At 74.1% G+C, this 25,564-nt stretch carries 11 protein-coding genes; 2 read left to right on the top strand and 9 right to left on the bottom strand.

All coding sequences use genetic code 11. The features are described 5' to 3' along the window. Positions 1-83: 83 nt before the first annotated feature. From ACFU74_RS22825 to ACFU74_RS22790, 8 genes are all read right to left on the bottom strand, one after another. The gene (locus ACFU74_RS22825; protein WP_380759589.1) at positions 84-1,190 is read right to left on the bottom strand and encodes an HAD-IIIC family phosphatase; all 1,107 of its coding nucleotides are present in this window, start codon (positions 1,188-1,190) and stop codon (positions 84-86) included. Next, on the bottom strand, positions 1,187-2,320 hold the full coding sequence (locus tag ACFU74_RS22820; protein WP_380759587.1) for an acyl-CoA dehydrogenase family protein: 1,134 nt from the start codon (positions 2,318-2,320) through the stop codon (positions 1,187-1,189). The genes ACFU74_RS22825 and ACFU74_RS22820 overlap by 4 nt, the downstream gene beginning before the upstream one ends. Then, positions 2,313-2,609 carry an acyl carrier protein gene (locus ACFU74_RS22815; protein WP_380759585.1) on the bottom strand — a complete coding sequence of 99 codons (297 nt, stop codon included), beginning with the start codon at positions 2,607-2,609 and terminating at the stop codon, positions 2,313-2,315. The genes ACFU74_RS22820 and ACFU74_RS22815 overlap by 8 nt, the downstream gene beginning before the upstream one ends. A gap of 3 nt (positions 2,610-2,612) precedes the next feature. Further along, a complete protein-coding gene (locus ACFU74_RS22810; protein ID WP_380759583.1) occupies positions 2,613-3,461 on the bottom strand; it encodes a 3-hydroxyacyl-CoA dehydrogenase family protein in 849 nt (282 codons plus the stop codon). Further along, positions 3,443-6,088, bottom strand: a complete 2,646-nt coding sequence (locus ACFU74_RS22805; protein ID WP_380759581.1) for a type I polyketide synthase — start codon at positions 6,086-6,088, stop codon at positions 3,443-3,445. Before ACFU74_RS22805 ends, ACFU74_RS22810 begins: the two co-directional genes overlap by 19 nt. Before the next feature lie 437 nt (positions 6,089-6,525). Next, positions 6,526-11,676 (bottom strand): MupA/Atu3671 family FMN-dependent luciferase-like monooxygenase, encoded by a 5,151-nt coding sequence (locus ACFU74_RS22800; RefSeq protein WP_380759579.1) that lies wholly within the window; start codon positions 11,674-11,676, stop codon positions 6,526-6,528. Then, positions 11,673-17,954, bottom strand: a complete 6,282-nt coding sequence (locus tag ACFU74_RS22795; RefSeq protein ID WP_380759577.1) for an AMP-binding protein — start codon at positions 17,952-17,954, stop codon at positions 11,673-11,675. Before ACFU74_RS22795 ends, ACFU74_RS22800 begins: the two co-directional genes overlap by 4 nt. 19 nt (positions 17,955-17,973) lie before the next feature. Further along, positions 17,974-18,189 carry an MbtH family protein gene (locus ACFU74_RS22790; protein WP_380759575.1) on the bottom strand — a complete coding sequence of 72 codons (216 nt, stop codon included), beginning with the start codon at positions 18,187-18,189 and terminating at the stop codon, positions 17,974-17,976. Between the two features lie 3,006 nt (positions 18,190-21,195). Between ACFU74_RS22790 and ACFU74_RS22785 the strand changes: the two genes are divergently transcribed. After that, positions 21,196-22,314, top strand: a complete 1,119-nt coding sequence (locus ACFU74_RS22785; RefSeq protein ID WP_380759573.1) for a LuxR C-terminal-related transcriptional regulator — start codon at positions 21,196-21,198, stop codon at positions 22,312-22,314. Positions 22,315-22,785: 471 nt separating this feature from the next. On the opposite strand, the gene ACFU74_RS22780 is transcribed toward ACFU74_RS22785, so the two are convergent. Next, positions 22,786-23,325 (bottom strand): hypothetical protein, encoded by a 540-nt coding sequence (locus ACFU74_RS22780; RefSeq protein WP_380759571.1) that lies wholly within the window; start codon positions 23,323-23,325, stop codon positions 22,786-22,788. Positions 23,326-23,484: 159 nt separating this feature from the next. Between ACFU74_RS22780 and ACFU74_RS22775 the strand changes: the two genes are divergently transcribed. Then, positions 23,485-25,392, top strand: coding sequence for a BTAD domain-containing putative transcriptional regulator (locus tag ACFU74_RS22775; RefSeq protein WP_380759570.1), 1,908 nt, complete (start codon positions 23,485-23,487; stop codon positions 25,390-25,392). Positions 25,393-25,564 lie beyond the last annotated feature (172 nt).

Genomic DNA, 25,564 nt, shown 5'->3' with positions numbered 1-25,564 from the left:
CGCCGCCCCGCGGGTGAGCGGGGCGGCGGGGGCTCCTCGGGGCCCGGGCCCGGTGCGCCGGCGCGGACCGGGCCGGCGCGCCGTCAGGTCGCGGCCAGGCGCACGGCCTCCAGCCGCAGTGTGTCGGGTGCCGGGCGCGAGGACGGCGTGAGGTGCAGCCGCTGCGTGGGCCCGCCCTGCGGCGGGGCCGGCGGGGGCGTGAGCGCGGCCAGGCACGCGCAGTCCTCGTCGGTGAAGCCGGCGAAGCGGTAGGCGACCTCCATGATCCGGTTGCGCGAGGTGGCCCGGAAGTCCGCGACCAGGTGCACCCCGGCCGCGGCCGCCTCGTCGACCAGCCAGTTCAGCACCGTGGCACCGGCGCCGAAGGACACCACCCGGCAGGAGGTGGCCAGGAGCTTCAGGTGCCACACCCGCGCGCCCCGTTCGAGCAGCGCGACGCCGACCGCGCCGTGCGAGCCGAAGCGGTCGCCCATGGTCACGGCGAGGACCTCGTGGTCCGCGTCGTCCAGCAGCGCCCGCAGGTCGGCGTCCGAGTAGTGGACGCCGGTGGCGTTCATCTGACTCGTGCGCAGGGTGAGCTCCTCCATCCGCGACAGGTCGCCGGCGCTGGCCCGCCCGATCTGCATGACGAGGTCCAGCGAGCGCAGGAACTCCTCCGAGGGCCCGTCGAACGACTCCTGCTCCGCCTGGCGCCGCACGTTCGCCTGGTACATCTCACGGCGCCGGCGCGAGTCGACGGTCACCGACGCCGGCGTGAACTCCGCCAGCCCCAGCAGGTCCGGCGCGGCCTCGGCCGGGTAGCAGCGCACCTGCGGCAGGTGGAAGGCCACCTCGGCGCGCTCGGCGGGCTGGTCGTCGACGAACGCGACCGTGTCGTGGGCGAACCTCAGCTCGTCCGCGATCTCCCGCACCGACGCCGACTTCGGACCCCACCCGATCCTGGCGTGGACGAAGTACTCGGCGATGCCGAGCTCCTCCAGCCGCTCCCAGGCCGGGCCGTGGTCGTTCTTGCTGGCCACGGCCTGGAGGATGCCGCGGGCGTCGAGGCCCACGACCGTCTGGAACACCCGGTCGTCGACGACGACGTCGTCGCCCTCCAGCAGGGTGCCCTTCCACAGGGTGTTGTCCAGGTCCCACACGACGCACTTGACGGTGGCCGCCGCCCCGTGCGCGGGCGAAGTCCCGCTCACCGTGCCTCCCCTCGCGCGAGCGGGCCGCCGCTCGCCAGGACGTGCCGGGCGAGTTCGAGCCGGCAGATCTCGCTGCTGCCCTCGATGATCTCCATCAGCTTCGCGTCCCGGTAGGCGCGGGCCACCACGTGGCCGTCCTCGGCGCCCGCGGAGGCCATGACCTGCACGGCCAGGGCGCTCGCCCTCACCGCCTGGGTCGCGCCGACGTGCTTGGCGAGGACGGTGGCGGTCACCAGGTCCGGGGAGCCCGACTCCCAGCACTCGCTCGCCTGCCGGCACACCGCGGTGGCGGCCCGCTCCGCGGCGTAGACGTCGGCGAGCATCCCGGCGACCAGCTGGTGCTCGCCGATGGGGCGGCCGAACTGGCGGCGCGAGCGCGCGTGCTCGCCCGCCGCCGCCAGCAGGGCGCGCAGGATACCCACGCACCCCCACGCCACCGACATCCGCCCGTAGGCCAGCGCCGTCGTCACCAGGAACGGCAGCGACAGGCCCGTGCCGCCCAGGACGTTGGCGGCCGGCAGCCGCACGCCCTCCAGGCGCACCTGCGCGTGCCCCGCCGCCCGGCAGCCCATCGGGTGCGCGACCCTCTCGATCCGCACCCCCTCGGCGTCGGCCGGCACCACCACCGCCGCCGCCCCGTCCCGCGTCCTCGCGATCACCACCACGAAGTCGGCGTAGGCGGCCGCGGTGATCCACGACTTCACGCCGTCCACCACCGCCGTGTCGCCCTCCACGCGCAGCCGGGTCTCCATCGCCCCCAGGTCGCTGCCGGCCTGCGGCTCGCTGAACGCCACCGCCGCCAGGCGACCGCCCGTCAGCTGCGGCAGGAACGCCGCCCGCTGCGCGCGGTCGCCCAGGCGCTGCACCGTCCACGCCGCCATGCCCTGCGAGGTCATCACACTGCGCAGCGAGCTGCACAGGCTCCCGGTGTGGGCGGTGAGGCGGCCGCTGTCCAGGCTCGCCAGGCCCAGGCCCCCGTACTGCTTGCCGACCTCGGCGCACAGCAGGCCCCGGGCGCCGAGGTCGGTGAGCAGGGGGCGCGGGATCTCGCCGGCGAGGTCCCAGGCGCCGGCGTTGTCCGCGACCAGGCGCCAGGTGTCCTCGTGGCCGGCCGGTGGGGCCTCAGACATCGCCGTCGGCGGCGGGGTCCGCCTGGAGGCGGGCCACCAAGGCGGCCATGCTCTTGACGGTGGAGAAGTTGGACAGCTGCAGGTCCGAGCCGGCGACGGTGACGGAGTAGGCCTGCTCCAGGAAGACGACCAGGCGCATCGCGAACATGGAGTTGGCGACGCCGGTGGCGAAGAGGTCCTGGTCGGCGTCGGGGGTGGTGCGGGTCTGCTCGGCGACGAACCTGGTGATCTCGTCGATGACGGCGTCCGTGTTGAAGGGCGCCTGCTCGCTCTGCTGTTCGATGGTCATGACTCATGCCTCACTGTAGGTGTAGAAGCCGCGTCCGCTCTTTCGGCCGAGTTCGCCTTGCCGGACCTTGTCGAGAAGGAGCTCACTGGGGCGGCACCGCTCGTCGCCGGTCCTCGCGTACAGCGCCTCCAGGGCGTCGACGAGGTTGTCGATGCCGATCAGGTCCGCGGTGCGCAGCGGTCCTGTGGGGTGTCCGAGGCAGCCCTGCATGAGGGTGTCGACGTCCTCGACGGTGGCGGTGCCGGCGGCGACGACGTTCGCGGCGTCGTTGATCATGGGGTGGAGCAGGCGGCTGGTGACGAAGCCGGGTGCGTCGTTGACGACGACGGCGCGTCGCCGGATGCGGGTGAGCAGGTCGAGGACGGCGTCGACGGTGGTGTCGGTGGTCTGGGGGCCGCGGATGACCTCGACCATGGAGATGAGGTAGGCGGGGTTCATGAAGTGGGTGCCGATGAGGTCGCCGGGGCGGCGCACCCAGGCGGCCATCTCGTCGATGGGGATGCCGGAGGTGTTGGAGATGAGGGGGGTCGCGGGGCGGACGAGGGCGGAGACGGTGGTGAGGACGTCGGCTTTCTTCTCGGGCAGTTCGGTGACGGCCTCGATGACGACGGCGGCGTCGGCGACGTCCTCCAGGGCGAGGGTGGTGCGCAGGGGTGCGGGGGTGGTGGCGGGGGGCAGGGCGCCGGTGAGCTGGGCGTGGCGCAGGCCCAGGGCGGTGGCGGCGGCGGCGCGGTCGAGGGCGTCCTTGTCGACGTCGACGAGGACGACGGGCAGGCCGTGTCCGGTGACGAGTGTCGAGATGCCGGTGCCCATGACGCCGGCGCCGACGATGGCTATGAGCGGCTGGTCCATGACGGCTCCTCCAGTCCCAGGGGGTCGTAGCTTCCGCTGTCGGGTCCGATCCAGTACCGGCGGCCCTGGAAGGGGTAGCCGGGCAGGGGGGTGCGTCGTGGCCGTGCGGCGGTGTGGAGGGCGTCCCAGTCGATGGTGACGGTGTGGCTCCACAGGCGGCCGACGGCGTCGAGCAGGTGGGCGCGGTCGGATCGGGTGGTGTCGGTGTGGGTGCGGGTGGTGTCGGTGTGGGTGCGGGTGGTGTCGGTGTGGGTGCGGGTGTGGGTGCGGGGCAGTGACGGCAGTGCGGGGGTCGGGGTGTGCTGGGTGGCGAGGTCGGTGAGGGTGGTGCCCGCTCCCACTTCGAGGAGGATGCGGGCGCTGTCGGCGCCCAGGTGGCGCAGGCCCTCGGCGAGGCGGGAGGGCTCGCGCAGGTGGCGGGCCCAGTGGGCGGGTTCCAGGACGTCCTGGGGGTCGGCCCAGGTGCCGGTGGCGGTGGTGATGTAGGGGATCTGGGGCGGTTTGCGGTCGTAGCGGGCGAGGGTGGCGGCGAAGTCGAGGGCCTGGGCCTCGCTCACCTGCCCGCCGCCGGCTTGGGCGCGGGCGTGGGCGGCGGCGGTGGTGGCGGCGAGGGCGTCGGGCAGGTCGAGGACGCCGGCCAGGCAGGCGGCGACGTACTCGCCGTCACCGGCGCCGATCATCGCCGCGGGGCCCGCCCCCCAGGACTGCCAGAGGGCGGCGAGGGCCCACTGGAGGGTGAAGGAGGCGGCGGCGTGGACCCGCGGGTCCTCGTGCACACCCCGCAGACCGCTGCCACCGGTGTTGCCGCCGGTGGCGGTGGCGGTGGCGTCGCCGGTGGGCAGGAGCAGGGGGCGCAGGTCGTGGCCGAGCAGGGGCAGCGCCGCCTGCGCGCAGCGCTCCACGGCCCGCACGAAGACCGGCTCGTGGTGGAGGGCGGTGGCGGTGGGGTGGGGGGTCGTGCCCGGGAACATGAAGACGACCTGGCGCACGCCCCCCGCCCTGCCCCCGCCCCCGGCCCCGCCCGCGGCGGTGGCGGCGGTGGGGGCGGGGGGCTGGGCGAGCGCGTGGAGGGCCGCCCGGGCGCCGTCGCGCTCCCGGCAGACCACGTGGCGGCGCACCGGGAACGCGCGGCGCCCCGCCTGCAGGGTGTAGGCGACGTCGGCGAGGTCGAGGCCCGCGTGGCGCTCCAGGTGGCGGGCGAGGTTGCCGGCCGCCGCCGCGAGGGCCTCCTCGGTGCGGGCGGACAGGACCAGCAGGTGCTCCCCTTCCCCCGCCGTCCCGGCCCCGGTGGCGGTGGTGCGGGGTGCGGGGGCGGGTGCCTCCTGGAGGACGACGTGGGCGTTGGTGCCGCCGACGCCGAAGGCGCTGACGCCCGCCCGCCGCGGCTCCTGCCCGCGCGGCCAGGCGCGGACCTCGGTGGGCACGTAGAACGGCGTGCGCTCCAGTTGCAGGGCCGGGTTGGGCGCCTCGAAGTTGATGCTGGGCGGGATCTCCTCGTGTTCGAGGGCGAGGACCGCGCGCGCGAAGCCCGCCGCCCCCGCCGCGGCGTCCAGGTGCCCGATGTTCGCCTTCGCCGAGCCGATCGCGCAGTACCCGCGCCTGGTCGTGTCGAAGGCCTTGGTGAGCCCGGCCAGCTCGATCGGATCCCCGAGCGGGGTACCGGTCCCGTGGGCCTCCAGGTAGCCGATGCTCTCCGACGCCACCCCCGCCACCGCCTGGGCCGTCGCGATGACCTCGGCCTGCGCCTGCACGTTGGGCGCGTTGAACCCGAACTTCGCCGACCCGTCGTTGTTGATCGCCGTCCCCAGGACCAGCGCGCGGATGTGGTCGCCGTCCGCCAGCGCGTCGGCGAGCCTGCGCAGCGCGATGACGGTGACGCCGTAGCCGGGGACGGTCCCGCTGGAGGCCACGTCGAAGGGACGGCAGTGCCCGTCACGGGCGAAGATGCCGCCCGCGACGACGGGATACCCGCCGATCAGCGGGACCGGCAGCGCCACCGCCCCGGCCAGCGCCATGTCGCACTCGTGGCCCAGCAGCGCCTGGCACGCCAGATGGATCGCCACCAGCGACGTCGAGCACGCGGTCTGGACCGTCATCGCCGGGCCCCGCAGGTCGCACAGGTAGGCGGCACGGGTGGCCAGGAAGTCCTTGTCGTTGTACGGACGCGCGTTGAAGGCCGCCATCGACCCGCGGAAGCCGGCGTTCGCGAGGAGGTTCAACGGCAGGTACTTGTTGGCGAACTGCCCCGCGTACACGCCGATCGCACCGTCGAAACGCGCCGGGTCGTGCCCGGTGTCCTCCAGCGCGTGCCACACCGCCTGCGCGAAGATCCGCTGCTGCGGGTCGCTGATCAGCGCCTGCTGCTCGGTGTAGCCGAAGAAGTCGGCATCGAAGTGGTCGGCGTCCTCGATGACGCCGGCGGCGGGCACGTAGTCGGGATGGGTGACCATCGCCGTCGGCCAGCCGGCCGCGGCGAGCTGCTCGGGGGTGAAGCGGCTGACCGACTCCACACCCTCGCGCTGGTTGCGCCAGAAGTCCTCGATGCTCGGCGCGCCGGGCAGCCGCCCGGCGAGCCCCACGACCGCGATCGCCTCCGGCTGCGTCGCGTCCTGCGTCCCGCTGCTCACTGGAGTCCCTCCGTGCCGTGCCGCCGCGCCCGTACAGGCGCGGAGATGAGTGTGGATATGGGTGTGGGTGTCCGCGTCCGCGCCGACGCGGGAGTCCGCACGGGCTCACGAGTCCGTGCAGGGGTCCGGGCAGGCGCGGGTGTCCGCGCGGACGCGGGAGTCCGTGCGGGGGTCCGCGCGGACGCGGGAGTCCGTGCAGGGGTCCGTGCGGGCTCAGGAGTCCGCACGGGCGCGGGGGTCCGTGCAAGAGTCCGTGCGGGGGTCCGTGCGGGCGCGGGGGTCCGTGCAGGGGTCCGGGCAGGCGCGGGTGTCCGGGCAGGGGTCCGCGCGGACGCGGGAGTCCGTGCAGGAGTCCGCACGGGCGCGGGGGTCCGCGAGGGTGTCCGTGCGGGCGCGGGGGTCCGTGCGGGGGTGGGGGTGGGGAGGTGTCGCATCGCTCACGCCCCCGTCCGGGCCGCGCGCCGGGCGGCGGCGCCCGCGGCGGCGCGCCTGGCCGCCGCCCGGGCCGTGCCGGCGCCCACCGCCTCGTCCGCGCCCTCGGTGGGCGCGCGGTCCAGCGCCTGCGCCAGGGCCCGCGCGGTCGGGTAGCGGAACATGTCCACCAGCGTCAGGCCGCTGTCGCGCTGCTCCAGCAGCCGCGCCCGCGCCACCACCACCAGCAGGGAGTTCCCGCCGAGGTCGAAGAAGCTGTCGTCGACGCCCACCCGCTCCACGCCCAGCACCTCCCGCCACACCCCGGTCACCATGCGCTCGGTGTCGCTGGCCGGCGCGGCGTAGGCGGCCGCGCTGCGGGGGCGGGCGCCGGCCGGGTCGGGCAGGGCCCTGCGGTCCGCCTTCCCGTTCGGCGTCAGCGGCACCCGCTCGATGGCGTGGAAGGCCGCGGGCACCATGTAGGCGGGCAGACGGGCAGCGAGGTGGGCGCGCAGCTCCGTCTCGGTGGCGCCGTGCCCGTCGGCGGTCACGTAGTAGGCCGTGATCCGCTGGTCGGCGCCGCTACCGCGCACCGCGGCGATCGCCGAGCGGACGGCGCGGTGGGTCAGCAGCGCGCTCTCGACCTCACCGAGCTCGATGCGGTGGCCGTGCAGCTTCACCTGGTCGTCCAGGCGCCCCAGGTACTCCAGACGGCCGTGGGCGCTCCAGCGCGCCAGGTCACCGGTGCGGTAGGCGCGTTCACCCGGCCGGGCGGCGAACGGATCGGGCTGGAAGCGCTCCGCGGTGGTGCCCGGGCGCCCCAGGTAGCCGCGGACCACGCCGTCACCGGCGAGGAGCAGCTCACCGGGCACGCCCACCGGACAGGGCCGCAGGTCGCGGTCGACGACGTAGGCGCGCACGTTCGCCAGCGGCCGCCCGATCGACACCGCGCCGTCCTCGCCCCCGACGGTCGCGGTGGTGGCCCACACGGCGGCCTCCGTGGGCCCGTACATGTTGTGGACGCCGCCGGCGACGGTGGCCGCCAGCGTCCGCGCGAGGTCGGCGGGCAGCGCCTCGCCGCCCACCAGCAGCCGCTGCAGGCGCGGCAGTTCACCACGGGTGTCGAGGTCGGCGAGCAGCGCACGCGCCAGCGACGGCGTGCACTGCAGATGGGTGACGCCGTGCCCGCGCAACTGCGCCGCGAGCGGCTCCTCCGGCTCGGCGAGCGCCTGCGCACGGCGCTCCGCGGTGATCTCACGGACCGTCACCAGATGCGCGAGGGCCTCCAGCGCCGCCTTCTCGTCCACCCCGAAGTCGACCAGGCAGGCGACCTCGTCGACGCCGGCGGCCTTCATCCGCTCCACCATGTCCGCGCACACCTGCGGGGTGCCGAGCAGGCTCGCGGTGGCGAAGAACCGCTCGAACGCCCGGTCGACGAGCTCCCGCAACTCCCCGGGCGACAGGGACTTGAAGTCCTGCGCGCTGCCGGTGGTCGCCCCCAGGGAGGCGATCAGGTCGAAGGACGTCTCCAGGTAGCGGCTCATCGGCTCCCGGACCAGCTCCCGCACCTCCTCCAGGTCCGGCCCCACGAAGGTGTGGACCATGACCGCGACATGCCCCTGGCCGGGGTGCCCGTGCTCGCGCCAGGTCCGCCGGTAGAGCGCGATCTTCTCCGCGAGCTCCTCCAGGCTGTGCCCCAGGAGGTGGGTGAGCACGCCCGTGCCCGCCTCCCCCGCCATCCGGAACGTCTCCGGGTGACGGGCACTGGTCAGCCACACCGGCAGCTGCGCCTGCACCGGGCGGGGGAAGACACCGACCTCGATGTCCGCGCCCACCCCGTTGCGGCGGGTGGCCTTCTCCCCCCGCCACAGCCGGCGCACCTGATCGAGGCCCTCCATCATCAGGCGCTTGCGCTCCTCGAACGCCTGCGGGGCCAGCACGAAGTCGTTGGCGTGCCAGCCGGAGGCCAGGGAGATCCCCGCACGCCCGGCCGACAGGTTGTCGACCACCGACCACTCCTCGGCCACCCGCAGCGGATCGTGCAGCGGCAGGACCACGCTGCCCGCCCGGACCTGGACCCGCTGCGTGAGCGCGGCGACGGCCGCCGCCGTCACCGACGGGTTCGGGTAGAGGCCGCCGAACTGGTGGAAATGGCGTTCGGGCGTCCACACGGCGGTGAAGCCGTTGTCGTCGGCGAACCTCGCCCCCTCCAGCAGCATCCGGTAGCGGTCCTCGCTGCTGGCCTGGGAATCGCTGCCGAAGTAGAACAGGCTGAAATCGATCGGGCGCACCCGCGCCTCGGCCGCCGCCGCGAGCTGCGCGGCCGTCGCCGCCGAGGGCAGGGGCGGCTCCGCGCGCAGCACGATCCGGTGGCCGTGGGCCAGCGCCCACAGCAGCTCGACCACGGAGATGTCGAAGGACACACTGGTGACCGCGAGCCAGGTACCCGCCTCGTCCCGGCCGAACGTCTCGTCCATCCCCGCGAAGAGGTTCACCACATTGCGGTGGGTGACCGCCACGCCCTTCGGACGCCCGGTGGAGCCGGAGGTGTAGATCACGTAGGCGAGGTTGTCGGCCGTCACCGGCGCTACCGCGGACACCCCGGACGACGGCACGGCAGCGGACGACGGCGCGGCAGCAGCGGGCGGCGCGGAGGGCGGCGCAGCAGCAGCAGCGGACGGCGCGGAAGGCGGCGCAGCAGCGGAGGACACCCCGGAGGACGGCGCAGCGGCAGCGGGCGGCGCGGAGGGCGGCGCGGCAGCGCCGGCCTGCGGGGCACCGGCGCCGTCCGGGGCACCGGCGGCGGTGGCGTGCGGTACGGCGGCGTGCGGCGTGTCGCCGTCGCCGTCGGCGCCGGCGCCGGTGTCGGTGTCGGTGTCGGTGTCGGTGTGCGGGTCGGGGACGACGACCTGGGCTGCGCCCAGGCGGCCCGCGGACGCGGCGCTGCGGGAGTCCGCCACCACCAGGCGCACGCCCGCGTCGGCGACCATGTACGCCAGACGGTCCCGCGGGTAGTCGGGGTCCAGGGGCAGGTAGGCGGCACCGGCTTTCAGGATGCCCAGCAGAGTGACCATCAGCTGGGAACTGCGGGCGAGGTGGACGCCGACCGGCTCGTCCGGCCTCACGCCGAGACGGCGCAGCCGGAGCGCGAGGCGCTCGGCGCGGTCGTCGAGCTCGCGGTAGGTCAGCGTGGTGTCGGCCGCGACGACGGCGACCTCCTCGGGCGCCACGGCGCAGCGCCGTGCGAGCACGTCGTGCACCAGCGGGCCGGTGTCGCCGGTGGTGGCGGCCCGGGGGCCGGTGGTGGCGGCCCGGGGGCCGGTGGTGGCGGCCTGCACGCCGGTGCGGGGCCCGCTCCCGTTCCGGGTGGCGTCGGCGTCGGCCCGGGGGCCGGTGGCGCCGGCAGCGGTGTCGGCCTGGGCGTGGGCCTGGGCGCCGGCAGCGGCGTCGGTGTCGGCCGTGCCTGCCCCGGGGTCGGTGGCGCCGGCCTGGGCGCCGGCCTGGGTTTCGGCGTGGGTTTCGGCGTGGGTGGCGGCAGCGGTGTCGGTGGTGCCGCTCTGCCAGCGGGTCAGGGTGGCGAGTTCGGCGGCGGGCAGGACGGCGAGTTCGTCGACGGGCCGGTCCGGGCTGTCGGCGGCGCCGGCCACGACGTTGACGTACCGCTCGGCGATGCGCTGGGCGGTGGCGGCCTCGAACAGGTCGGTGCTGTACTCCAGGCGGCCGGTGACCCCGGCCGGGGTACGGGCCAGGCTGAGGGTGAGGTCGAAGCGGGCGGTGCCGGTGTCGCCGAGCACCTGCCGTACCTGGCAGCCCTCCAGGCGAAGGCCCGCTCCCTCCTCCTCGTAGCGGTAGCTGAACAGGACCTGGAACAGCGGGTTCTGGGCGAGGTCGCGGTCGGGGTGGAGTTCCTCGACGAGTTTCTCGAACGGCAGGTCCTGGTGGGCGAGCGCGCCCTTGACCTCCGTCCACAGCCGCTGGACCAGCTCGCGGAACGTCGGGCGGGCGGTCAGGTCGCAGCGCAGGACCAGGGTGTTGGTGAAGAACCCGATGAGGCCGGCCAGTTCCGGCCGCTCCCGCCCGGAGACCGGGGTGCCGACGACGACCTCGTCCTCGCCGACGTGCGCGCGCAGCAGGACCGCGAACGCGGCCAGCAGCACGCTGTAGAGGGTGACGCCTTCGGCCCGGCCGAGTTCCTCCAGGCGCTGGACGGCGTCCGCGGGCAGGTCGAAGGTGAGGGCTGCGCCGCGGTAGCTCTGCACGGGCGGGCGGGGGTGGTCGGTGGGCAGGTGGCGGGCGGGCATGCCGCCCAGCCGTCCCTTCCAGTACGCGAGGAGCCGTTCGAGTTCGGGTCCGGCGAGTGTGGCCTGCTGCCACTCGGCGAAGTCGGCGTACTGCATCGCCGGCTCGTGCGCTGCCCCCGCCCCGGAGGGCGCGGACGGGTCGGGCCGCGTGTGCGCTGCCCCCGCTCCGGGGGGCGTGGACGGGTCGGGCCGCGTGTGCGCTGCCCCCGCTCCGGGGGGCGTGGACGGGTCGGGCGGTGTGTCCGGGGTGCGGGGTGTGCGGGTGTGGAGGGCGGCGCGGTACTGGGTCTCGATCTCCCGGCCCAGGGTGGTGACCGACGGTGCGTCACAGGCGAGGTGGTGCACGGTGAGCAGCAGCCGGTGGCGGTCTTCGCCCAGGCGTAGCAGGCGGGCGCGGATGACGCGGCCGGCGACGAGGTCGAAGGGGGCGCCTGCTTCCTCGTCGGCGAGGCGCGCGGCTTCGTCCGGGGTGCGGCCGGGGGCGGTCAGGTCCGTGACGGGCAGTGGGACGGGGGCGGGGGGCAGGGCCACCTGGTGGGGTGTTCCGGCGCTGGAGCGGAACGCGGTGCGCAGGATCTCGTGGCGGCGCACGACCTCGGTGAGGGCCTGTTGGAGGGCGTGGTGGTCCAGGGGGCCGGTGATGTCGTAGCCGAGGGGGACGTTGTAGACGGCGCTGCCGGGTTGGAGTTGGTCGAGGAACCACAGGCGCTGCTGGGCGTAGGACAGGGGTGCCGGGTCGGCGGCGTGGCCGGAGTCGCCGAGGTCGGCGGCGCGGCCGGAGTCGCCGGAGTCGGCGGCGCGGCCAGGGTGGCCGGGGTCAGCGGCGCGGCTGGCGTGGTCGGGGTGGTCGGGGTCGGGCTGGGTGGTGTGGTTCACGGCCGCACCTCGGTTTCCCGGGTGGTGGTGCGGGTGCGGGGCCGGATGGGGGCCGGTGCGCCGGCCTGTCCGGTGGTGGCGGCGTTCACGGCGTCGGCGAGGTGGGCGACGGTGGGGCGCTGGAGGAAGGCGGCCATGGGGACCTGGACGGTGAAGGCCGCGTTGACCTGGGCCACCAGGCGGGCGGCGAGCAGGGAGTGGCCGCCGGCGCGGAAGAAGTCGTCGTCCCGGCCGATGGGCTGGTCGTGGAGCAGGGCGCGGGCGATCCGGGTGATGCGTTCCTCGGTGGGCGTCAGCGGCGCCTGTGCGGCCCGGTCGCCCGCCGCACCGGCCGTGGCCGCGGTAGCGGCGGTGGTGGTGGGGGTGAGGGCGGCCAGGGCGTCGTGGTCGACCTTGCCGTGGGCGGTGAGCGGCAGGGAGGGCAGCACGACGATCGTGTCGGGGACCATGTAGGCGGGCAGGCGGTCCTGGAGGAAGGCGAGGAGTTTCGCGTCGTGGGCGCTGTCGCTGCGGGCGTAGGCGGTGAGGGTGGTCTCGGCGCCGGGGGCGGTGGGGCGGGCGAGGACGACGGCGTCGTGGACGTCGGGGTGCTCGCGCAGGGTCGCGGCGATCTCCTCGGGCTCGATGCGGAACCCGCGGATCTTGACCTGCTCGTCGGCGCGGCCGAGGAACTCCAGTTGCCCGTCGGGGCGCCAGCGCACCAGGTCGCCGGTGCGGTAGAGGCGGGCGTGCGGGTCGGGGGTGAACGGGTCGGGAAGGAAGCTCTGCTCGGTCAGGTCGGGCCGGTTGACGTAGCCGCGGGCGACGGCGCTACCGCCGAGGTAGAGCTCGCCGCGTACGCCGGTGGGCACGCGCTGGCCCTCGGCGTCCAGGACGTGGGTGTCGATCCCGGTGATCGGCCGGCCGATCGGCGGGCGCAGCGCGCCGAGGTCGGAACCGTGGCCGAGGCCGGAGCCGACGTCGGGGTCGGAACCGGGGGCGGGGCTGGAGCCGTGGGCGGGGCTGGAGCCGTGGGCGGGGTCGTGGCCGGAGCCGTGGGTGTGGGCGGGGGGGATGAGGGCGGCGGTCGCGACGACGGTGTTCTCGGTGGGCCCGTAGTGGTTGAACAGCTGGAACGGCAGGCCGGCGGGCGGCGCGGCGGGCAGGACGTCGCCGCCGGTGAGCAGGGCGCGCAGCGCGGTGTCGGCGGGCCACGGCTCGGTCAGGACGGCGGCGGCGAGCGGGGTGGGCAGGAACGCGGCGGTGATCTGTTCCCCGGCCAGCCAGCGCACCAGTTCCGTCGGCGCGGCGCGCAGGTCCGCGGGCACCACGCACAGCGTCGCGCCGGCGGTGAGGGTCGGCCAGATCTCCCACGTCGAGGCGTCGAAGCCGGGGCTGGCGAACAGTGTGGTCCGGTCGTCGGGGCCGAGCGCGTAGGCGCTGGTGTGCCAGGCGGCGAGGTTCGCCAGTCCCTGGTGGGCCAGGGCCACGCCCTTGGGGCGGCCGGTCGAGCCGGAGGTGTAGATGAGGTAGGCGAGACGGTCCGGGGCGAGAGGGCCGGGAGCGGCCCGCTCCACGTCGGCGGCGGGGCCGTCCTGCCCGGGGCCGTCCTGCGCGGGGCCGTCCTGCGCGGGGCCGTCCTGCGCAGGGCCGCCGGCGGCCGCAGCGGGGCCCGCGGCGGGGCCGTCGGCGTTCGCGGCGGTGTTCGCGGCGGCGCCCGCGGCGGGGCCGTGCGGGGTGGCGGCGCCCGCGGCGGCCGCAGCACCGCCCGCGGCGGGGCTGTCCGCGGCGGCGGTGTCGGTGTCGAGGTCGATGACGTGGGCGTCGACGGCGGCGGGCAGGAGCGGGCGGGTGAGGGAGGTGGCCAGGACGCTGCGCACGCCGGCGTCCTGGAGGATGTAGGCGGTCCGCTCGGCCGGGTAGTCGGGGTCGACGGGCAGGTAGCAGCCGCCGGCCAGCAGGACGGCGAGTTCACCGACGACCAGGTCCACGGAGCGGTGCGCGTACACCGCGACCGGCTCCTCGGCGGCGGTCGCGCGCTCGCGCAGTTGATCGGCGAGGGCGCCGGCGCGCCGCCACAGGCCCTCGTAGGTGAGCTGTCCGCCGGGCCAGCGCACGGCCACGGCCCGGGGGCGTTCGCGGACCTGGCGGGCGATCAGCTCGGTGACCGGGGCGGGCTCGGCGGCGGCGGGCCCGCGGGCCCAGCGTTCGAGCTGGGCGGCCTCGCCGTCCGGGAGCAGGCGCAGTGCGCCGACGGGGGTGCGGGGGCGGGTGACGGCGTCGGTCAGGAGGGTCAGGTAGTGGGTGACCATCCGTTCCATGGTGGCCTCGTCGAACAGGTCGGACGAGTGCTCCCAGATCATGGACAGGTCGTCGTCCTCGGGGCGTGCGGCGCGGCCCATGCGCTGTTCGGCGCGCGGGATCACGATCACGTTGAGGTCGGACTTGGCGGACTTGTTGGAGCGTTCGGTGACCCGTCCGCTCAGGCCGCCGAAGTCGACGTCCGGGACCGCGGAGTCGTGGAAGCTGAACATGACCTGGAACAGGGGGGTGCGGGAGGGGTCGCGGGCCGGGTCGATCGCGTCGATCACCGCGTCCACGGGGGTGTCCGACCAGGCGAGGGTCTCGGCGACGCTGCGGCGCACCTGCTCCAGCAGGTCGGTGAACAGCAGGTCGCCCTGTACCCGGGTGCGCAGGACCAGGGTGTTGACGAGCATGCCGAGCAGCGGTTCGAGTTCGGGGATGTTGCGGTTGGCGGCGCCGGTTCCCACGAGCATGTCCTGCTGGCCGGTGTAGCGGTAGAGCAGGGCCGCGAAGCCGGCGTACATGGTGGTGAACAGGGAGATGCGGTTCTCGCGGCTGAAGGCGCGCAACGCGCGGGCGAGTTCGGCGGGGATCGTGATCCGCGGGGCGCGGCCGCGGAAGGTCATGACCGGTGGGCGGGGCCGGTCGGCGGGCAGTTCCAGGGTGTCCGGGGCGCCGGCCAGGCGGGCGGTCCAGTGGTCGGTGTGTGCGCGCAGGACGTCGCCCTGCAGCCAGTCGCGTTGCCAGATCGCGTAGTCGGCGTACTGGACGGCGAGGTCGGGCAGGGGCGAGGGGCGGTGGGCGGCGAACGCCGGGTAGAGGGCGCGCATCTCGGACAGGAACACGGCCAGCGACCAGCCGTCGTGGACGAAGTGGTGCTCGACGTGGAGGAAGGTGTTGCGTCCCTCGCCGTGGCGCATCAGGACCCAGCGGGCCAGGGGCGGGTCGGTCAGGTCGAACGGGATGCGCAACTCGGCGGCGACGGCGTCGTCGGCCTGGTCGGCGGGGATGTCGAGGACCTTCAGGGAAGCGGTGGCGTGGGCGATCGGTTCCTGGCGGCCGACACCGTCGACGGCGACGAAGCGGGTGCGCAGGATCTCGTGGCGGCGCACGATCTCGTCGAGCGTGGCGCGCAGGGCCGGCACGTCGACGACGCCGTCCAGGGACACGGTGGCCTGGAAGTTGTAGGCGAGGTTGCCGGGTGACAGTTGCTCGAAGAACCAGACGCGTTCCTGGGGCAGGGACAAGGGGATCGGCCGGTTGCGGTCGGCTCGGCGTACCGGTGGTGCCACCGGCGCGATCACAGGGCCGCGTGCCGGCACCGCGGGAGCGGGCGTCCCGACACCACCCACACCACCCACGCCACCCGCACTGCCCGCACTTCCAGTGCTGCCCGCAGTACCGGCAGTACCGGCGCTACCGGCAGTACCGGTGCTGCCGGCGGTGCCCGCACTGCCCGCACTTCCGGCAGTACCGGCGCTAGCGGTACTGCCGGCGGTACCGGTCTCGCCGGACCCCGCCCCGGCGCCGGACCCGGCGGTGCTGCCGGACCCGGCGGCGCCGGTGGCGGTGGCGGTGGCGGCGGGTGCGCCCGCGGCGGTGGCCCGGTCCTGGGCGCGCTCGTCCACGAGCGCCGCCAGCGAGGCCACCGTCGGCGCATCGAACAGGTCCGCCACACTCACCGGCGCGTCCAACTCACCCGCCACGTGCCCCGCCAGACGCGCCACCAGCAGCGAGTTGCCGCCCAGAGCGAAGAAGTCGTCCAACGCCCCGACCTGCACGCCCCCCAGCAGAGCGGACACGATCCGCACCAGCGCCGCCTCCGTCGCCGTCCGCGGCGCGACCACCTCACCCGCCAGACCCGCCGCCAGGCGGTCCGGCGCCGGCAGCGCACCACGGTCCACCTTCCCGTTCGGCGTCAACGGCAGCACCGGCAGCACCACCACCGCCGCCGGCACCATGTAGGCAGGCAGCCGCGATGCCACGAACTCCACCAACTCGCCCGTCGCCACGTCCGAGACCACGTAACCCACCAGCCGCGCGTCCGGGCGCCCGGAACGCTCCACCCCGACGAAGGCGTCCCGCACACCCGGATGCTGCTTCAGGACGGTGGCCACCTCCCCCGGCTCGATCCGGAACCCCCGGATCTTCGCCTGGTCGTCATAGCGGCCCACGTACTCGAACACCCCGTCCGCACGACGGCGCACCCGGTCCCCGGTCCGGTACATCCGCTGTCCCGCCCCGCCGAAGACGTCCGGCACGAACGCGGCCGCGGTCGCGCCCGGATCATGGAGGTAGCCGCGCGCCACACACTCCCCGGCCAGACACATCTCCCCCTCCTCGCCGTCCGGCACCGGCTGGAGGTCCTCGTCCAGGACGTAGCAGCGCACCCCCTCCACCGGCCGCCCGATCGGCGGGGGCACCGGCCCGCCGGGCACCACCTCGCCCGCCGTCACCTTCACCGTGCACTCGGTGGGCCCGTACAGGTTCACCACCGTGAACGGCAGGCCCTCGGGCACGCCGCGCTGCAGTGCGGAGCCGCCGGTGTGGAGGTAGCGCAGGGTGGTGTCGGCGGGCCAGGCCTCGTCGAGGACGGCCTCGGCCAGCGGTGTGGGCAGGAACGACACCGTGATCCGTTCCCGGGCCAGCCAGCCGACCAGCGCGCCCGGCGCGGTCCGCACGCGTGCGGGCGGGATCACCAGCGTCGCGCCCGCGGTCAGGGTGAACCAGATGTCCTGTACCGAAACATCGAACCCGGGACTGGCCAGCAGCGTGCAGCGGTCCCCGGGGGCTGTTGCGTAGGTGTCGTGGTGCCAGCGCGTCACGTTCGCCAGACTCGCGTGTGACACGGCCACGCCTTTCGGCCGGCCGGTGGATCCCGAGGTGTAGATCACGTACGCGAGCGCGGCACCGTCCGGCGTGTCGGCACCGGCCTCGGCGGTGGCGGCAGTCGTCGCGGGATCGGCGGGCGACACGACGGGCGACGGCCCGGCCATCCCGGCCCCGACAGCCCCGGCCCCAGCGGGCACGGCAGCCCCGCGCACTCCAGACGCGGCGCCGGCGGGCGCTCCGGACGCTCCGGACGCTCCGGACGCTCCGGCGGGCGCAGCAGGCGCAGCCCCGGCAGGCACGGCCGTCCCGGCCGTCCCGGCCGAAGGCCCAGCAACCCCGGCACCGGCAGCCCCGGACGCAGCAGACGCGGCGGACGCAGCAGACGCAGCCCCGGCAGCCCCGGCAGCCCCGGCCCCGGCGGGCACAGCAGCCCCGGCACCGGCAGCCCCGGACGCAGCAGCCGCAGCAGCCCCGGCCCCGGCGGGCGCAGCAGGCGCAGCCCCGGTGGGCGCGGCCGTCCCGGCCGAAGGTCCAGCGATCCCGGCCCCGGCGGGCACGGCCTCACCGGCCGACGTCACGGCCCCAGCAGCCCCGGGCGCTCCGGGCACTCCGGCGGACGCGGCGGGCGCTCCGGGCGCGGCGCCGGTGGGCGCGGCCTCGCGGGTCGACGGCACGGCGGACGCGGGAGACCCGGCGGGCGCAGCGGCCTTCGCGGGCGTCGTGGTCCCGGCCTCGGCGGTGGTGGCAGTCGTCGCGGGATCGGCGGGGTCGGCGGGGTCGGCGGGGTCGGTGGTCAGGTCGACGAGCAGCACGTCGTCACCGAGCGGGGCGCCGCCCGCGGCCAGCGGTGCGGTGGACACGACCGTGGCCGCACCCGACAGTTCCAGCAGCTGACGCACCCGCGCGCCCGGGTGGGCCGGGTCCAGCGGGAGGAAGGCCCCGCCCGCCAGCAGCACCGCCAGCTCCGCGACCACCAGCTCCGCCGACCGGTCCGCGTAGACCGCGACGACACTGTCCTGTCCCACGCCCCGCGCGGTCAGCTCTCCTGCCAGCACACGGGCGTGCGCGGCCAGCGCACGGTAGGTCAGGGTCCGTTGTCCGTCCTGGACCGCGATCGTGTCGGGGGCCTCGGTGACACGGGCGTGGAATTCGTTGAGCACCATCTCTTCGTTACCTACCCTTTCACCGCTGGGAGGGGGTGGCTTGCTCGGCGGCCCGACGCAGGCTCAACGGGCGCATGTCCGTCCAGACCTCGTCGATATGAGCCAGGCATTCCGTGCGGGAGCCACGGACACCACCGGCATGCCAACCGGCCGGCAGACCACGGTCCACCGGCCAGATCGAGTACTGCTCCTCGTCGTTGAACACGACCACAAACGACTGCGTGTCGCCGTCCACAGGGTTCCTCCGGTTCGCCGGGATACGAAGAAGAAGAAAGAAAGGAAATGAAGGGGAGAGAACAGAAGAAGAGAGATCCTTCAGGGATCCACCAGCCACCACACACGACCAGCACGCCACGTACACGCACAACAAACACCGGACACACGACCACACGACCGCACGACCGCACGACCGCACGACCGCACGACCGCACGACCGCACGACGCAAAGCGACCACCACAGGGCAAGCGACCGCACAGAACACACGACCGCACGGCGCAACAACCCTCACAGGGCAAGCGACCACATAACGCAAACAACCACCAGAAACCCGGCGGACGCATCATGCAGCGACCACCAGCCACACACAGACGCCCGCGCAGACACTCACACACCACGCACGCGACCGCACCACGCAAAGCGACGGCCAACTGCGCACCGACACCCGGCAGACACTCACGCATCTCGCACGCGACCGCACCCTGCAAGCAGCCACCAGGACGCAAGCGACCACACGGCGCAGGCGACCACCAGGGACAGGCGACCGCATCGTACGGGCAGGGCATGAAGCAAACGACCGCCGGCCACGCACGGACGCATCGAGCAAACAGCCACCCGCAAGCAGGCGACCACATCACACGAGCAGCCACCAAGCCCCGACAGCCACCAAGCCCAAACCGCCTCCACCGCCCGACAGTTGTCCAACAGGCCGACAACCACCAGGGACAGACGACCGCATCGTGCAAAGCGACGGCCAACTGCGCGCCGACGCCCGGGCAGACACTCACGCATCGCGCACGCGACCGCACCGAACGGGCGGAGCATGACGCAAACGACCACCAGTCGCCCAGCGGACGCATCATGCAGCGACCACCAGCCACACGCCGGCGCCGGGTAGGCGCTGACACATGGCGCAGGCAACCACATCACGCAAGCAGCCGCCCGCCCAGACAACCGCTGGATACGAGCCGGCGCCAGGAACCCAGCGACCACCTGGCGCAAGCGACCACCAGGAGGCAGGCGACCACACGGTGCAGGCGACCACCAGACACCCAGCAGACGCATCGTGCAGGCAACCACCAGGGACGGACAACCGCATCGTGCATGCGGACACCACACCCGACAGCCGCGCCGCCCAGACAACCACCGGACACCAACGACCACCACTACCAGGCAACACCATGCTGCGAGCGACCGCCAGAGAAGGCGACCACACCGTGCAATCAGCCGCCACAAGCCCGGCGACCACGTGGTGCAAGCGACCACCAGGGACAGGCGACCGCACCCTACGGGCAGGGCATGACGCAAACGACCGCCGACCACACGCGGACGCATCGAGCGAACAGCCACCCGCAAGCAGGCGACCACATCACACGAGCAGCCACCACGCCCCGACAGCCACCACGCCCAAACCGCCTCCACCGCCCGACAGTTGCCTAACAGGCCGACAACCACCAGGGAAAGACGACCGCATGGTGCAAGCAGCCGCCCCGCCCAGACGACCGCTGGATACGAGCCGGCGCCAGGCACCCAGCGACCACCAGGAGGCAGGCGACCGCCAGACACCCAGCAGACGCATCGTGCAGGCAACCACCAGGGACGGACAACCGCATCGTGCACGCGGACACCACACCCGACAGCCGCGCCGCCCAGACGACCACCGGACACGGACGAGCACCACTACCAGGCAACGCCATGGTGCGAGCGGCCGTCACGTCCAGGCGCGCGTCACCGCCCTCGACGCGGCGGCAACGGGCATGGCGAGACGAACCACCACACGGACAGACCGTGAAACACGAGCGCGGCACCCGGACCCCCACCACCAGGGACCCGCCCGGACACCACCGGAGAACAGGCCGGCCATCCGGGCACCGACACGACGACCACCGCCGCCCCACACCCGATACCCGAACACCCGCCACCGGCCACGAACGGACCCCACAGCCATGACAGCCCCGGAGAACCACCACCCCGCAACGCGTTCCACTCCGCCAGCATGAGCCGATCCCACGCCCGGCAATAGAGTATGACGATTACTCCGGTAGCCCGTTACATCAAGAATGCACAGAAAAGCCGGAATCCACCCGGCCGGCCCCATCAACCAACGACCGGAAACAACCCCCACCGACCAAAACCAACCCACCCCCACCACACCAAACCCCAACCACACACAACCACCCAGCCCGGACCCGAGCCGGAACCCCACACCCGGGCCGGAACCGGCACCCGGGCCAGAACCGGAACCCGGCACCCAGGACCTGAGCCGGCACCAGCACCCGGCACCCCGACCCGGGCCGGAACCAGCACCCGGAACCGCGACCTGAGCCGGAACCAACACACCCCACACCCCATCAAAACACGCAACCAACCCGACACACGGACAACCGACCACCACCCACAACCCCACACCCCGAACCGGCCCCACCAGCCACCAACCACCCACCCCACCAACCGACTTCAACCGAACACCACCCACACCACCAGGCAAAGACCCCACCCGCCCCACCAACTACCAGCAACACCTACACACCAACCCACCCAACCCCCGACCGACCACCACCCACACCCCCGACCACCACCACGAACACGGCCAACCAACCCACGAACAACAACCACCGACCCCAAACCCCAACACCCCACAAGCCGCGAGCGGCGAGCGGCGAGCGGCGAGCGGCCGAACAACCCACCTCACGACACACCCCAAACCATACCCGGGCCCTTCGCATACAACCCCGAAACCCCAAAACCCCCCACCCCTATCCACCACCCCACAACCCGCCCTCCCACACCAACCAACCACCAAACACAAACCACAACCCCCCACCCCCACCCGAACAACAAACCCCCAAGACAACAACCAACGGCCATGACAGCGGCACGACGAGGAACGAACCCACGGGCCGACCGGCAGCCCTCAAGATCGTTACGGCAACGGCTTTCCGATCCGACCCCTGCGAGGACAACGCCCTCGGTGGACATCTCGGGAGTGTGTGGGAACGCCAACCTCGGCCCTATGGTACGGAGATGACCTCATTCCGTGACAGGGAACGCCGCATGGTGGGAGAGATCGACGATCTGGCGGCAGCCAAGCTCCCGCTGGAACAGTTCTTCCGGCAGCTCCTCACCATCCTCGGGCCCGCTCTCGGATCCGAAGCGGGCTGCCTGCACGGGGCCGATCCGGTCACCGGCTTCCTGACCTCCACCGTTGCCGATGGGCTGCAGCCGACCGCCTTCGAGCACGCCATCCGGTTGGAGATGTGGTCCGACGACACCACCCGCTTCGTCGACATCCGGGCCGCCGGCCGCGTCGTGGAGACCGTCCACCGCGCCACCGGTGGCCGTCCCGAGAGCAGCGTGCGCTACCGGGAGTTGCTCGCCGCGTACGGACTGGGCGACGAGCTGCGGATGAACTTCGATGTCGGCGGCGGGCGGTGGGGAGCCGCCGCATTGATGCGCGAGGCCGGATCGGCGCCCTTCGGCGCGATTGAACAGAGACTGGCCGAACGGGCCGCCCGGGCCGTGGCCGCCGCCCTGCGCGACTATGCGCTGCCCACCCCGGGCACCGCTGACGGGCAGGACGTCCGAGCGGACCCGCTGGACGGACCGTACTGGCTCGGGGTCGCCGTCATCGGCCCCACCGGTCAGCTCACCTCCGCGGACTCCGGGGCCCGGCAACTGTTCGAGGAGCTCTCCGAGCCGCAGTACCGACCCGCCGGAGTACCGACCGCGTTGATCTACCTCTCCGAGCGCGCCCGCATCCACGCGACCTCCGCGAATGCGGGCGCCCACGCCTGGACCTTGCTGCGCCGCCCCAGCGGCCAGTGGATCGCCGTCCGCGCCTCGCTGCTCGACCAGTGCCCGCGGGGCAGCGTCGCCCTGGTCGCCCAACCCGCGAGCCCGGTCGACGTCATCCCGCTGTCCCTGCTCGCGCACCGGTTCTCCCCCCGCGAGCAGGAGGTGGTCCTCCAGGCAGTACGGGGCCTGAGCACCAGGGACATAGCCCACCGGCTCTTCCTGAGCCCGGCCACCGTCCAGGACCACCTGAAGTCGGCCTTCACCAAGACCGGCGTACGCAGCCGCCGCGAACTCGTCGCACTCCTCGCGGCCCCGTACACCGCCCAACTCGGCCGGCCCCCGGCCTGACACCCCCGCCCGACCGGTCCCGCCCCGCCCTCCGGACCCGGCGCGAGCCCGGACAGCGCGACGGCCCCCGGTCACCGGCCTGGGGCTTTGCCGTGGAGCGGCCCGCAACAGGTCGCCTCCCTACCACAGGGAGGAGGTCGTCGGACCCCCCACAAACCTGGGATGCCACCGGTCGCCGCCGGATGGGAAGGTCTGTCGCGGCGCCGCCCCCCGAGACGGGGCCGCCCCGCCCCCCGTCAAACCTTCCCGGCAGAGGAGTTCCTGCCCCATGCCCTGCGCCCCTCACCCCGCCCTGCCTCCCCTGCCGCCGAGGAGCCCCGAACGCCGGACGGCCCGGCCGTCCGAGGGTGACCGGGCCGCTCGCACGGGAGGCGGAGACGGAGACGGAGGTCCAGGTGGAGGTGCAGGTGGAGGTGGTACGGCCGGGCGGACTGCTCCCCGCCCCGCCCGGCCGTCACCACCGCGCCGCCGTCAGTTCCAGGGGTTGGCCTGCTGGTCGTTGATGGCGGTCCAGAAGCGGGCGTTGGGGTTGATGTTGCCGTACGCCCAGAAGCTCCACCCGCCGACGTAGTCCAGGTTCGGGCCGTAGCGGCCGTCGTGGAACTCGGCCTGGCGCCAGCCGATGCCGAAGGACGCCTGGCAGACGCTGTTCGCGGCGGCCTGGCTGTTCAAGCGCGAGCCCTTCACCGGCTGGCTGAGCGCGACGGTGCCGCCGGCCCAACCGTTGTAGAAGCCGATGCTGATGCCGTCCGGCGCCGGGCTGCCGTCCACGTTGATGCACAGGACCGGCAGCGAGACGGACGGAAGGGTGTCGCCGTTGTACGGGTCGCTCGGCGTCGAGTGCGCCGGGCCGCCGACCTGGACGGTCCCGTCGGGGCCCGTCGCGAGCACCTGCCAGGTCATTCCCTTGTGGGTGGCCGGCCCGGCGGCCTGCGCCGCGCTCGCCGAGAGGGGTACGAGGGCCAGGCCGAGTGCGACGGCCAGGGCTGCGGCCTGCTTCACGCGCTTCATCCAACTGCTCCTTGAGTGTGGGAGAGCCGGCCCCAGCGGGGCCGGTGGAAGAAGACTTCCAACCGGATGCACAGAGTCGACACGAGTCCGTCATGAGACGGTCACGGGCTTCGAAGGCGTCCGGGTCGCCTCGACATCGGCCAACAACGGGAAGGAAACATGGAGTTCAGGATTCTGGGGCCGCTGGAAGTGTGGACCGACGACGGTAGACGGGCCCGGACGGAAGGGGCCAAGCAGGAGCTGATGCTCGGCACCCTGCTGCTGAACGCCGGCTCCGTCGTCCCGGTGGCCCGCCTGATCGACGCGGTCTGGGACGACGAACCGCCGGCCACGGCCCACCGCCAGATCCGGAACCTCGCCGGACTGCTGCGGCGCAAGCTCGCCGCCGCCCACGACGGGCCGCCGGTGCTGCTCACCGACGGCCCCGGCTACCGGATCGCACCGAACGGCCACCAGGTGGACGCCCTGGCCTTCGCCCACCGGGTGTCGGTGGCGCGCCGACTGGCCGAGCGCGGTGAACCCGCGGCAGCCGTACAGGAGTTCCGATCGGCGCTGGGCCTGTGGCGCGGCCCGGTGCTGGACGGGCTGTCCGGCAGCCTGCTGGCCGCCGGCTCGGTGGCGCTGAACGAACTGCGGCTCACCGCCTGGGAGAACTGCCTGGACCTGGAGGCCGAACTCGGCCGGCACCGGCAGACCGTCCCGGAGCTGACCGCACTGGTCGCCGAACACCCGCTCCGGGACCGCTTCGTGACACAGCTGGTCCGGGCCCTGCACCGGGCGGGCCGACAGGCCGACGGGCTCGCCGCCTACCGCCGGTTCGCCAGGCAGCTGGCCGACGAACTCGGCCTCGACCCCGGACCGGAACTCCAGCTCCTGCACCAGGAGTTGCTGAAGGACGGGCCCGCCGCCCAGGCCGCCCGCCCGCCCCGCGCCCGGCAGCACCTGCCCAGGCCCGCCCAACTGCCGCCCGCACTGGCCACCTTCGTCGGACGGAGGGCGGAACTCGGCGCCCTGGACGGCCTCACCGACCCGGCCGGATCTACCGGATCTGCCGGGTCGGCCGTCGCTGCCGGCATCGGCGTGGTGACCGGCGGCGCCGGGACGGGCAAGACCGCGCTCGCCGTGCACTGGGCCCACCAGGTCCGCGAACGCTTCCCCGACGGCCAGCTCCACGTCAACCTGCGCGGGTACGCCTTCGGCCCACCGCTGACCCCGTACGAGGCGCTGGCCCGCTTCCTCCGGGCCCTCGGCACCGACCGCGAGCAGATACCCGGCACCATCGACGAGAGCGCCGCCCTGTACCGGTCGCTGCTCGCCGACCGCAGGGTGCTGATACTGCTCGACAACGCCCGCAACGCCGAGCAGGTCCGCCCGCTGCTGCCCGGTTCGGCGGCCTCGCTGGCCCTGGTGACCAGTCGGGACGGGCTGGCCGGGCTCACCGCCTGCGACGGCGCCCGGCGGCTGGTGCTCGACGTGCTGCCCCGGTCCGAAGCCGTCGAACTGCTCGCCCGGATCACCGGCGCCCACCGCACCCGCGCCGAACCCCGTGCCGCCGCCGAACTCGCCGCCGCCTGCGGTCACCTGCCGCTCGCCCTCGGCATCGCCGCGGTCCGCCTCGCGGAACGGCCCCACCGCACCCTGGTGGAACACGCCGCCGAGCTGCGCGACGCGGAGGACCGCCTCACCGCGCTCCAGATCGACGGCGACGCCACCTCCGCCGTCCGGGTCGCCTTCGACCTCTCCTACCGCGCCCTGCAACCCACCGCCCAGCGGCTCTTCCGACTGCTCGGCCTGGCCCCCGGCAGCTGCATCAGCACGGCCGCGGCCGCCGCGCTCTCCGGCTCGGCCCCCGCCGAGACCAGGCCGGTGCTCGAACACCTCGCCGCCGCCCACCTGCTCGACCCCGCCGGCCCGGACCGCTACCGCATGCACGACCTGCTGCGCTGTTACGCCGCCGAACGCGCCGCCGCCGAAACCCGCCCCGACGACCGCGCCGCCGCCCGGGAACGCCTCCGCTCCTGGTACCTGCACCACGCAGAGCCGGCGGCCCGCCTGGTCACCCCGTAGCACCGGCGTCCGACCGCTCACCGGTCGGACGGGTCACCACGACGTCGCCCCCCTCGCACGAGACCCGGTCACCCGCAGCGACGAACACCGGCACGGGGGCGACTCCGTCGAAGCTCAGGCGCGTGAGACCGAGCATCCCAGGATCCGGCGCCGCCGCGACGGGGAGAACGGG

Source organism: Kitasatospora sp. NPDC057500, assembly GCF_042802195.1.
Taxonomy (GTDB): domain Bacteria; phylum Actinomycetota; class Actinomycetes; order Streptomycetales; family Streptomycetaceae; genus Kitasatospora.
This window is presented reverse-complemented; position numbering and strand designations above follow the sequence as displayed.